At 65.0% G+C, this 11,034-nt stretch carries 10 protein-coding genes and 1 pseudogene; 10 read left to right on the top strand and 1 reads right to left on the bottom strand.

Annotated features, from left to right (window positions below; all coding sequences use genetic code 11):
* The first annotated feature begins 146 nt into the window (after positions 1 to 146).
* From B6S44_RS28870 to virB10, 8 genes are all read left to right on the top strand, one after another.
* Positions 147 to 2,558, top strand: a complete 2,412-nt coding sequence (locus tag B6S44_RS28870) for a VirB4 family type IV secretion/conjugal transfer ATPase (protein ID WP_129160457.1) — start codon at positions 147 to 149, stop codon at positions 2,556 to 2,558.
* A 23-nt stretch (positions 2,559 to 2,581) separates the two neighbouring features.
* Complete coding sequence (locus B6S44_RS28865; RefSeq protein ID WP_129160456.1) at positions 2,582 to 3,385, top strand: hypothetical protein; 804 nt, start codon at positions 2,582 to 2,584, stop codon at positions 3,383 to 3,385.
* An 11-nt stretch (positions 3,386 to 3,396) separates the two neighbouring features.
* Complete coding sequence (locus B6S44_RS28860; RefSeq protein WP_129160455.1) at positions 3,397 to 4,104, top strand: type IV secretion system protein; 708 nt, start codon at positions 3,397 to 3,399, stop codon at positions 4,102 to 4,104.
* A gap of 190 nt (positions 4,105 to 4,294) precedes the next feature.
* Complete coding sequence (locus tag B6S44_RS28855) at positions 4,295 to 4,489, top strand: hypothetical protein (protein WP_129160454.1); 195 nt, start codon at positions 4,295 to 4,297, stop codon at positions 4,487 to 4,489.
* 8 nt (positions 4,490 to 4,497) lie between these two features.
* On the top strand, positions 4,498 to 5,631 hold the full coding sequence (locus B6S44_RS28850; RefSeq protein ID WP_129160453.1) for a TrbL/VirB6 family protein: 1,134 nt from the start codon (positions 4,498 to 4,500) through the stop codon (positions 5,629 to 5,631).
* Positions 5,628 to 6,344, top strand: coding sequence for a VirB8 family type IV secretion system protein (locus B6S44_RS28845; protein WP_129160452.1), 717 nt, complete (start codon positions 5,628 to 5,630; stop codon positions 6,342 to 6,344). Before B6S44_RS28850 ends, B6S44_RS28845 begins: the two co-directional genes overlap by 4 nt.
* On the top strand, positions 6,344 to 7,135 hold the full coding sequence (gene virB9, locus B6S44_RS28840; protein WP_129160458.1) for a P-type conjugative transfer protein VirB9: 792 nt from the start codon (positions 6,344 to 6,346) through the stop codon (positions 7,133 to 7,135). The genes B6S44_RS28845 and virB9 overlap by 1 nt, the downstream gene beginning before the upstream one ends.
* Positions 7,136 to 7,144: 9 nt before the next feature.
* Complete coding sequence (gene virB10 / locus B6S44_RS28835) at positions 7,145 to 8,491, top strand: type IV secretion system protein VirB10 (RefSeq protein WP_129160451.1); 1,347 nt, start codon at positions 7,145 to 7,147, stop codon at positions 8,489 to 8,491.
* Here virB10 and B6S44_RS30000 read toward each other — a convergent pair.
* Entirely contained in the window at positions 8,448 to 8,669 is a 222-nt protein-coding gene (locus tag B6S44_RS30000) for a hypothetical protein (protein WP_248309816.1), read from the bottom strand. The genes virB10 and B6S44_RS30000 overlap by 44 nt on opposite strands.
* Here B6S44_RS30000 and virB11 point away from each other — a divergent pair.
* Positions 8,565 to 9,513 (top strand): annotated as a pseudogene (gene virB11, locus B6S44_RS28830) (P-type DNA transfer ATPase VirB11). The gene B6S44_RS30000 and the pseudogene virB11 overlap by 105 nt on opposite strands.
* Positions 9,491 to 11,034 (top strand): type IV secretory system conjugative DNA transfer family protein (locus B6S44_RS28825; protein WP_129160450.1); only part of this gene is annotated, 1,544 nt, incomplete at its 3' end. The pseudogene virB11 and the gene B6S44_RS28825, both read left to right, overlap by 23 nt.

Below are 11,034 nucleotides of genomic sequence, written 5' to 3'. Positions count from 1 at the left end.
TGTGTGTGATACCTTCTGTTCGGTTCCTGTTCGGCAGGGCGTGAGGTGTGCGCGGTGTTTCAGAGACCCTTGTCGTCAGGCCCGCCGTGTGCCCGCCGCGCGCGCTCTCCTTTTGTGGTGCCGACAGTTATCGCGTTTAGAGCAAGATGGTCGCCCGCCACCTTCTCGACGAGCTGACTTTCGGGGCGGTCTCGCGACGCGAGCGGCCGGTCAGCTCACATGTACCCTACACGCGACATGTCGACGATCACGTCATCCGCACGCTTAACGGGTTGATGCTGACCGTCTTCAAGCTCGAAGGCTATTCCTTCGAAACCTCCGATATCAGCGAGGTCAATGCGCGCCTGCTCGGCCTCAACGGTGTCGTCCGCACCTTGGCGAATTCTCGCTTCGCACTCGTCTCGCATATCGTGCGGCGCGAGATTCAGCCCCGGATCGACTCCAGCTTCGACAATCCGTTCTGCCGGGAGCTCGACGAACGCTACAACGCGGCGCTATCGAAACGGCGGATGTTCGTCAACGATCTGTACCTTACGATCGTTCGCCGGCCGCTACAGGGCCAGGCCGGCACCTTCGAATTCATGATGGCGAAGCTGCTCGGCCGCACGGACGAGGCGGGCGCGTCGGTCGCACAGCAAACAGCGCTCACCGAGCTGCGCGATATCGCGACCGCCGTCCGCGCGAACCTCTCGGGATACGGAATCCGGCAGCTCGGCGTCGTCAATCGCGGCGACGTCTGGTTCTCCGAACCGCTGGAATTCCTGGTCCAGTTGCTGAACGGCGGCCAGCCGCGGCCGATGCATCTGCCGCGCATGGATCTGGCGGATGCGCTGGCAATGAAGCGCATCTTCTTCGGCCGCAACGCGATCGAGCTCCGTGGCGCCGGCCCCGCCGACACGCGCTTTGGCGCGATGGTCTCGATCCGGGAATACCCGGCCCAAACGGGCCCCGGCTCCTTCGACAATCTCCTGCGGGTCCCGCACGAGTTCATCGCGACGCAGAGCTTTGCGATCGTCGACCGGCCGGAGGCGGCCAAGCAGATCGAGCGCGTCTCCCGCCAGGTCGACATGTCGGACGAAGCCGGCTCGATCGTCGCCGAGCATCTCGACGCAGCGCGCGACGAGCTCCTCGCCTCCGAGGCGATCTATGGCGAGCACCACATGACCGTGATGTGCCTTGGTCGCGATCTTGCCGAGGTCGGCGCGGCAGTCACGGCGATTGGGGCTGCACTCACCGATCGCTCGGTCATCTGGGTGCGCGAGGACCTCAATTGCGAGCCGGCCTTCTGGGCCCAGCTTCCAGGGAATTTCGCCTATATCGCGCGCAAGTCGATCCTCTCGTCGAAGAATTTTGCGGGACTGACCTCCCTGCACAACTATCCGAGCGGCCGGCCAGCTGGCAATCATTGGGGACCGGCGATCTCGGTCTTCGAGACGACCTCGCAGACGGCCTATTATTACAACCACCATATCCGGGACATCGGCAATTTCACCGTGGTCGGCCCGACGGGCTCGGGCAAGACGGTGTTCCTGTCCTTCATCGCGGCGCAGACCCAGCGGATCGAACCGCGGCCAAAGCTCGTCTTCGTCGACAAGGACCGCGGCGCCGAGATCTTTATCCGCGCGCTCGGCGGCCAATACGAAACACTCGTCCCGGGCGAGGCGACCGGCTTCAACCCGCTCTCGCTGCCCGACACAGCCCCCAACCGCGAATTCCTGTTCGAGCTCTTCGCCTTCATGCTGCGGCCGGCGAATGGCGGCGAGCTCTCGGCCTCCGAGGAGCAGGTGATCCGCAACGCGATCGCGGCCTCGCTCGGTGCCGGGCCCGAAGGGCGGACGCTGAAAGCCTTCTCGACCCTGCTGCGCGGCCGCATTCGGGCAGGGGAAGGGGATCTGCTCGCCCGGCTCGAAAGCTGGATGCGGGCCGACCAGCGCGGCTGGCTGTTCGACAATGACGAGGACCGGTTCTCGATCTCGAGCGTGTTCGGCTTCGACATGACGCGGGTGCTCGACGATCCGGTCATCCGCACCGCGGCGCTGATGTACATCTTCCATCGGACCGAGGAGCTTTTGACCGGCGATCCGGTCATGATCTTCCTCGACGAGGGCTGGCGCCTGCTCGACGACGATGTCTTCGCCTCCTTCATCCGCGACAAGCTGAAGACGATCCGCAAGCAGAACGGCATCATCGGCTTCGGCACGCAATCGGCGGCCGATATCGTTCGCTCGAGATCGTCGAACACGCTGATCGAACAGACCAGCACCAACATCTTCTTCCCGAACCCCAAGGCCGACGACGACAGCTACGCCCAGGCCTTCCGTCTGTCCGGCCGCGAGGTCGCGTGGATTCGTTCGACCGCCCCGGAAAGCCGCTCCTTCCTGATCAAGCACGGGCGCGACAGCGTGGTGGCACGGTTGAACCTCGCCGGCATGCCCGATCTCATCAAGGTCTTGTCCGGCCGGACCGAGACGGTGGCCGAGCTCGACGCGCTGCGCGCCCGCGTGGGTGACGACCCTACAATCTGGCTGCCGATCTTCCTCGGGAGGGAGGCATCATGAAACGGACGCACCTCATCGTCACGATGATCACCTTGCTCGGCGTGCCGCCGACGCTTGCCAATGTCCCCGTCAACGACGCCGCCCTACTGACGAAGCAATCGGAGACCGCCGGGACGACGGTCAAGCTCGTTCCGATCAGGAGTCAGCGCAAGGAGACTAATAAGGGCGTCAAATGCGCCGTGACGACGGGCAAGAAGGCCAACGTCACCAACCCGACCGTGCAGCCGCAGAGCGGTGACGGTGCCCGCAAGATTCAGGCCTACAGCCCAGAGAGTTCCGTCACGCCCACTGCCGGTGCGAAGGGCGCGGCTCTCAACGACCAGACGCTCTTCCAGTCCGCTGGCAACGTCGTCGGCGGTCTCGATGCCAGCCGTTCGACCCTGCAGGCGGCGCAGAATGGCTTTCGCACGACGGGGCAGCAGGTCGGCGCGACTGACACGGTGATGGCGGCCCTTGATGCGAACAGCTCGGCCCGGATCCAGAACAACCTCGCCTGGAACGAGGCGATCAACTCCACGAATTTATGGGTGACGGCGCTGAATGCCCTCAATCTCGCGCGCATCGGCGACGGAAGCCGTGCCGCCGGTGGGATGCGGGCAGGTAGTGCCAACCACCCGGCGTCAACGGGAACGGTCTGTCCCGCTGGCACGGCCGGTTCAGGGACCGCGCTCGATCCCTGTCGCTCCACGTCGAACTGTCCGTCGCCGGAAGCCGGCACCTCAGGCGATCCGGCCTGTGTCACGCCGCGCTACGTCGATACCGCTGGCAACGTCCTGTTCTTCCTCGAGCAGACCCAGAACGCGGCCACTGCCGCCAGCCACCGATAAGGGAGAGATCGATGCGCCTCCGCTTGCTGCTCTCAGGCCTTGCGATCGCGATTACCAGTTCGGTCTTCGCGCAGGTCCCGACCCGTGACGATGCCAACCTCATCAAGGCCCAGGAAATCGCTTCGACGACACGGCAGATCCTCACTGCCGACCAGCAAATCATGCAGTTCACGCAAAAGACGCTGGCCGCCGTCACCGGGGATCGCTCGTCTCAGGCGCAAGGCTCGCTTGCGCAGATGGCACTGGGCGGTGGCTTCTCCGTGGGGTCGGCCCCCTCGCTCGGCTCGGTGATCTCGGGCGGGACGCTCTCCTTCGCCGGCATGGGCTCCGGATCGCAGAATATCGTCTCGACCCTGATCAACGGGCTGCAGCTCGTACAGACCATCACCGGGATGGTGAGCGGCAAGACCCATCCGGTCGACACCGCCTACAAGAACTCCGTGAACGTCGCGGCGACCCTGTCGGGCCTGATCGATTCCACGCAAGGCGCAGTGAAGCAGCGCTCGCAGGCTTTCACGCAAGGGGGCCAGCAGATCGGGCAGGCCCAGGATCTCAAGGGCAGCGTCGACCAGAACACCCAGGTTCAGGTCCAGACCGGCCAGACGATCAATGAGCTCACCGGCACGGTGAACACCGCGGCAGCGGCAGCGAACCAAGCCAATCTCGATCGCCTCGCAGCGGAATCGGCAGCGGCCCGCGCCATGAAGTTCACCCAATGAGGGCCCGATACCGGCAAGATCGTGCTGTGGTGTCTTGGCGGATTGGTCGTCGCCTTCGTCGCGGCCGCGATCGGCTCTTCGGCAGCCCCGTCGAAACGCCCGGCAACACCCGATACCGAGCAAAGTTCGGACGATGCAGCAAGGGCAGCGTCCCGCGCCATACCTTCACACAGCCGAAGGCGCCGGTGCCGTGACCCTCGCGCGTAGGCTGACGACCCTCGCGCTGCTCGCAGGCCTTCTCGGCGGCTGCGCCTACAAGCCGCTGAAGGCGCCGTGCTCTGCCGACGAGGACGCGGCCTCGATCGCATCCCGCGAGGGCGACCCATCACTGCCTCCGGCGGCGTTTACATCGCTGACGCCCTGCGGCCCGATGCGGCCAATCTGAGGACGACGATGGCCAAGTCCTTCAGCGTCACCACGCTCCTGCAATCTGTCGATCAGATCGGCGAGACTTACGTCTCGAGCGCCTACCAGGCTTTGGCGAACGCCGCGACCTCTGGCGGCGCCACCAGCGTCGCCGGCCTTCTGCTCACGCTCTACGTGATCTTCTGGGGCGTCGGCATCTGGCAGGGGACGGCGACTGGCGGCCCGGCCGACCACGCCTTCCGGCTGTTTCGGGCCTGCCTGATCTACGCGTGGGCGACGAGCTGGAGCGACTTCCAGACCCTCGTCTACGACGCGATGAACCGCGGCCCCTCAGCCATCGGCAACGCTCTGCTCAGCGTCGTCACCACCGCCAACAATACCGGCACCTCGGCGAACCTCACCTCGGTCAACGGCGTCCAGAATGCCCTGCAGAACATGTGGGACACGACGAACAGCGTCACCGAAGCCTTCCTGCAGAATGCCGGCATCACCAATTGGGGACCTTATATCTTCGCCGCCGTCTTCTATGTCGCGATGGCGATCCTGATCGGCTTCGCGATCTTCCTGATCATCCTCTCGAAGATGTTCATGTGGCTGCTGCTCGCGCTCGCGCCGGTCTTCATCATCCTGCTGCTGTTCGGCGTGACGAGCCGCTTCTTCAGCGGCTGGCTCGGCGCGATCGCGCAGTATTTCGTGGTGCAGATCCTCGTCTATGCCTTCCTCGCCTTCTACGTCTCGCTGATCCAGCAATCGATCGATGCGCTGAACGGCGTCGCCGGCAGCAAATCCGCGACCTGGGCGACGATCGGTCCGGTCGTTCTGCTCGCCATCATCGGCATTCTGCTGCTCGCTCAGATCAACAACGTCGCCGCGGCGATCGCCGGCGGCGTTCCTGTCCACACGCCGCGGATCGGCGCCGTGCTCGCGTCCGCGACAGGCTATCGCCTTGGCCTCGCCGCCAACCGGACCCGGCTCGATCTGCGCAATCCGTTCAGACCGGCCTCGCTGTCGCGGCGCGAGGAACTCACCGCCCGTCAGCGGGCCCGCGTCGGCTTGCGCGCCGGCTCCTGGGCCGAGACCCCCGAATTCCGCCGGCTCGCCGACCAGATTCGCAATCAGGCTGCCGCGCCCGGAACCGGCGAGCGGGGAGGGCGGTCATGAGCGAGGTCACCACATCGGAAACACCTCGGGTCGATCCGCGCTATTACGCCGAGGGCGCGACCTGGGAACATGATCTCGCCCGCCGTAGTCGGAATTCACGGGCCCTCGCCTGGATCGTCGCCGCGGTGATGACCGTCGTTGCCGTCGTCGCGCTCGGGCTGCTTGCCTTGCTCGTGCCGCTCAAGACCTACGAGCCCTATATGGTCGTGGTCGACAAGACGACGGGCTTCGTCGAGGTCAAGCGTCCGATGGCCGAGGGCGCGCTGACGCAGGACGAAGCCGTCACCATGTTCAGCGTCGTGCGCTATATCAAGGCGCGCGAGACCTATGATCCGCGTGCACTCAAGGACAATTTCGACCTCGCCCAGCTGCTCTCGGCCGGCGACGCCTCGCGCGAACTCACCGAGATCTATTCGCCGGCGAACCCGAACAATCCGGTCAAGCTGTTCGGCTCGAACACTGAGGTCGCCGTCACCATCAAATCGGTGACCTTCCCGAACAACCGCACGGCCCTGGTGCGCTTCTCGACCGATCAGAAATCGGCGACTAACATCCTGACCCGGCACTGGGTCTCGCTCGTGCGCTTCCGCTACACCGCGACACCGATGCGCAACCAATGGCGCTTCGACAATCCGCTCGGATTCCAGGCACTCGAATATCGCCGCGACCAGGAGACGGCTCCGTCACCGGGCACGGCAGGGAGCCAGCCGTGATGCGGCGCACTCTGCTCGGCCTCGCGATCTCAGCTCTGACGATTTCCGCAGCCTTCGCCGAGGCGACGCCGCGGCCTGGCCGGATCGACGCCCGGATCCGTGACGTCACCTATAACCGCGACAATGTCACGGCGATCGACGCGAGCTACGGCACCTCGACGATGATCCAGCTTCAGTCGGATGAAAAGATCGAGACGCTGGCGCTTGGCGACGCGATCGCCTGGAAGGTCGAGCCCAACCGCAAGGGCGACATCATCTTCGTCAAGCCGGTCGAGAAGAACGCCCAGTCGAACCTCAATGTCGTCACCACCAGGCGCGTCTATGTCTTCCTGCTGCGCTCGAACACGCACCCCGCACAGGACCAGACCTACGCCGTGCGCTTCCGCTTCCCGGATGACGAGGCCGATGCGCGTCTGCTCGCGACCGCCAAAGATCGCGCGGCCCATCCCAATCTCAAGGCCCTCAACATCGCCAACGCCAATAGCGACTATGGCTATAAGGGCGCCTCGGCCAACAAGCCGATGACGGTGTTCGACGACGGGACCAAGACCTGGTTCCGCTTCGAAGGCGAGACGCCGGCGATCTACATCGTCGACGGCGACCGCAACGAGAGCCTGGTTAATTTCCGGACGGAAGGCCCTTATGTCGTCGTCGACAAGGTCGCGGCGCAGTGGACGCTGCGCAATGGCCAGGATGCGACCTGCATTTTCAACCGCCGCCGCACCAACCTGCACGAGCCCACGGGGCTCGAGCCCTACGCGCCGCAGCGCATCGGCGCCACCGGCAAATGAGGAGAAGCGATGCCGAGCGCTGACGACTATCGCGCTTTCGAGCTGGAGGCCGCGGCCGCGACCTCGGTCGCCCGCGGCCGCACCGTGCTCGGCCGCCTGCTTACGGTCGGCATTCCGGCTGGAGCGCTCGTCGTCGCCGGCTGGCTGCTCTATCGCACGACCAGTCAGCGCCCGACCATCATGACCACGCCAGACAAGGAGGAGTTTACGACGACGCAGTTTCCGGCGCCGTCGCTGTCGACGCCGCGGCCCCAGACCGACCAGGGCACGATCGTCATCCCGCAAGCGCCGGTCGAACCGCCGGCTCCTCCGCCACCACCGCCCCAGACGATCCAGCCGCCGCCCGCGCCCGAACCTCCCCTCCCGACCGCAGCGGCTAACGACGACGAGGCGCGCCGTCTGGCCGAGCTCGAACGCCAGCGGCTGGCGGAAGAGGAACGCCGCAAATGGGAGCGTCTGCGCGCCCCGCAGGTGATCTCGGACAATAGTGCGACAGCCGCCGGTGCCGGGAATCTTGAGAGCTCATCCGGAACCGCGACGGCCGCAGACGATGATCCCAATCGCCGCTTCCTCGCCTCGGTGTCGGCCGCCGGCGTCGATATCTCGCGCGCGACCAGGAACAATCGGATCGATGCGTTGGTCGCCCAGGGCACGCTGATCCGCGGCGTGCTGGAGACCGCCGTCCAGAGCGACCTGCCCGGCATGGTGCGCGCCGTCGTCACCGAAAATGTCTGGTCGTTCGACGGCCGACGCATACTGATCCCGGCCGGCAGCCGGCTCGTCGGCGAGTACAAATCCGGCCTGACCCGCGGCCAGACCCGTGTCTTCGTCGTCTGGACACGATTGCTGCGTTCCGACGGCGTCTCGATCCAGCTCGGTTCGAACGGCACCGACGATCTCGGCCGGGCCGGCAGCGCCGGCACCGTCGACAACCATTATCTTGAGCGCTTCGGCGCGGCGATCATGCTGTCCCTCGTCGGCGGCGCCGCGCAGTTCCTCAGCGGCTTCGGCCAGAACTACGACAGCACCGGCAATGGCACGGTCATCACCACGACCGACCCCGTCACTGGCGCGGTCACGCAGACCCAGACCGGCGTCGGGCAGAACCAGCTCTCCCTGCAGGCGAGGCAGATCGCCGCCCAGAATGTCTCGCAAACCTTGACCAACATCGCACAGGAGGCGCTCAAGAATTCGATCAGCATCCCGCCGACGATCCATCTCGACCAGGGTATCCGGATCATCGTCTTCGTCCGGCGGGATCTCGATTTCTCGTCCCTTTACCCCGATCCGGTGAAGGAGGCGCTGCGGGAGCTCAGGCGTGAGCGCACCATCCAGAAACCTCACGGTCTTCCTTGACCGCGCGCTTTCGCCACTGCGGCCTTGGCTGGACGACGACCAGGTCGTCGAGATCTGCGCCAATGGCCCGGGCGTGATCTGGGTCGAGCGCTTCGGCCAATCCGCGATGGAGCGCCACGACGTTCCGCAACTGACCGAGCAGGCGATCCGCCATCTCGCCGAGCGCATCGCCGGCCATTCCGGGCAGAGTGTCAACGAGGAGCACCCGCTGTTGTCAGCGGCACTTCCGACTGGCGAACGCTTCCAGGGCGTCATTCCGCCGGCGACTACAGCTGGCGGTGCCTTCGCCATCCGCAAGCAGGTGATCAAGGAAGATGCGACTCGACGATTACCGCAAGCTCGGCTCGTTCAAGCAGGTGGAGACGGCCGGGGAGGGGTTTCTGACCGAAGCCGACCGGGCGCTCTGCGAGCATCTCGATGCAGGACGGATCGAGGATTTCATTAAGCTCGCCGTGGTCAGTCGGTATTCGATCCTGCTCTCCGGCGGCACCAGCTCAGGCAAGACCACCTTCCTCAACGCGATCCTCAAAGAGGTCCCGGCCGACGAGCGGATCATCACCATCGAGGATACCCGCGAGGTCAGGCCGATCCAGCAGAACTATCTGCCGCTGATCGCCTCGAAAGGCGACCAGGGAGAGGCGCGCGTCACCGTCGAGATGCTGCTGCAAGCGTCGCTGCGCCTGCGCCCTGACCGGATCTTCCTCGGCGAGATCCGCGGCGCGGAGGCCTATTCCTTTCTCCGTGCGATCAACACCGGCCATCCCGGCAGCATCACCACGGTTCATGCCGACAGCCCCGCCGGCGCCTTCGAGCAGCTCGCACTCATGGTGATGCAGGCCGGGCTCGGCCTGAAGCGCGAGGAGATTATCGCCTACATCAAGTCGGTCCTGCCGATCGTGATCCAGCAGACCAAGATCGGCGGCTGGCGCGGCACGTCGGCGGTTTATTTCGCGCGGATGGGGGAATGGCCCAAGGAGCGCCAGGGAGAGGAGGGGGGCCATGGCGCGCATCGTCGTCTATAGGATCGGCATTGCCATCCTGGCGCTGATTGCCTTCTGGCTGCTCTGGGGCCTCGCCTATGAGGTGGTTGTCGGCCTGCGCTGGGCGCCGTCGCGGTTTCCGAGCGAAGGATCGCAGCGTTGGGCCTTGATTCGGATGCAGAACGCCGACCGCTCCTCTGATTTCGTCTTCATCGCCTGGCGGCACTTCCATGAGCGGCTGATCTTTCCGCCGACCCGCACCGAGGCGCTGATCCGTGCCGGCTATGCTGCCGGCGCCGTCGTTGCGCTCGGCGTCGGCCTCGTCGTCATCGGGCTGATCAATCGTCGGCAGATGCCGTTTGGCGCGGCCCGCTTCGGAACCTTCATGGAGGCCGCGAAACAGGGCCTTACCGCCAAAAGAGGCATCATTCTCGGCATGCTGAACGGCGTCACAATCCGCTCGGACGAGCCGGCCCATATCCTCGTCGTCGGACCGTCCCGATCGGGTAAAGGCACCGGCTTTGTGCTTCCGAACGGCTATCTCTGGCAGGGCTCGGCCGTGTTCTTCGATCCAAAGCGCGAGAATTTCGAAGCCCTCGCCAGCCACCGGCAGCAGCAGGGCAACAAGGTCTTCATGTTCTCGCCGGGCTCACCCGATACCCATCGCTACAATCCGCTCGATTTCGTGCGCCGCGACGAGCGTATGGCAACGGACTTCCGTGTCGTCCCGAGCTTTGTCATTCCCGAAAAGGCCGACGACACTTGGGCTGGGGCAGGGCGCCTGCTGCTCTCGGCGCTGATCGGGTACGTACTCTCGTCGCCGCTAACGGCCGCCGCACAGCACATGCGCAGCGTTGCGCGCATGACGACGACCGGCAAGGACATCTCGACCGTCCTGCGGGCGATCGTGAAGACTGAAAGTGAGCATCTGCCGACCTGGGTCGTCGACAGCTTCAACCAGTACATCGCGCTCGAGCCGGAAACCCGCAACAGCGCCGTGTTCAACGTCAACATGGCGATGAGCCTGTGGAACAACGGACTGATTTCGGCCGCGACCGAGACCTCCGACTTCGACATCCGCGCATTGCGCCGCTACCCGATGACCATCTTCATCGGCTGCACCATCGCGGAGCTCGCGATCTTCCGGCCGCTGATCCGCATCCTGTTCCAGCAGATCCACGACCTGCTGATGGAAAAAATCCCAGGGCCCGACGAACCGCATCAGGTCCTGCTCATGCTCGATGAGTTCTACCATGTCGGGCGGATGGACTCGCTGATCTCGAAAATCACGATCTCCGCCGGCTATGGCTTCCGCATGGCGATTATTATGCAGGACATCGCTCAGCTCGACGAACTCTATGGCCGCAACACCCGCATCACCACGGTCTCGGGCTCGCAGATCAAGCTGTTCATCCAGATCAACGACCTGGAAACCTCGGGATTCGTGTCGGAGATGCTCGGCGAGACCACGCAGATCTACAAGACGCCGGTCATGCGGCCCGGGCAGGGCATCTTCTCCCCACGCGTCTGGGCACCGCACTCCACGCCACCCCCGCGCCGAAG

Source organism: Allobosea sp. Tri-44 (assembly GCF_004123845.1).
GTDB lineage: Bacteria > Pseudomonadota > Alphaproteobacteria > Rhizobiales > Beijerinckiaceae > Allobosea.
Note: the sequence above shows the minus strand (reverse complement) of the source record. Positions and strands in the feature narration are given on the sequence as shown.

What these genes read in the sequence shown, in the direction of transcription:
- B6S44_RS28870 (WP_129160457.1), top strand. Translation starts at nt 147, where the DNA reads ATGGTCGCCCGCCACCTTCTCGACGAGCTGACTTTCGGGGCGGTCTCG.
- B6S44_RS28865 (WP_129160456.1), top strand. Translation starts at nt 2,582, where the DNA reads ATGATCACCTTGCTCGGCGTGCCGCCGACGCTTGCCAATGTCCCCGTC.
- B6S44_RS28860 (WP_129160455.1), top strand. Translation starts at nt 3,397, where the DNA reads ATGCGCCTCCGCTTGCTGCTCTCAGGCCTTGCGATCGCGATTACCAGT.
- B6S44_RS28850 (WP_129160453.1), top strand. Translation starts at nt 4,498, where the DNA reads ATGGCCAAGTCCTTCAGCGTCACCACGCTCCTGCAATCTGTCGATCAG.
- B6S44_RS28845 (WP_129160452.1), top strand. Translation starts at nt 5,628, where the DNA reads ATGAGCGAGGTCACCACATCGGAAACACCTCGGGTCGATCCGCGCTAT.
- virB9 (WP_129160458.1), top strand. Translation starts at nt 6,344, where the DNA reads ATGCGGCGCACTCTGCTCGGCCTCGCGATCTCAGCTCTGACGATTTCC.
- virB10 (WP_129160451.1), top strand. Translation starts at nt 7,145, where the DNA reads ATGCCGAGCGCTGACGACTATCGCGCTTTCGAGCTGGAGGCCGCGGCC.
- B6S44_RS30000 (WP_248309816.1), bottom strand. Translation starts at nt 8,669, where the DNA reads ATGGCCGGCGATGCGCTCGGCGAGATGGCGGATCGCCTGCTCGGTCAG.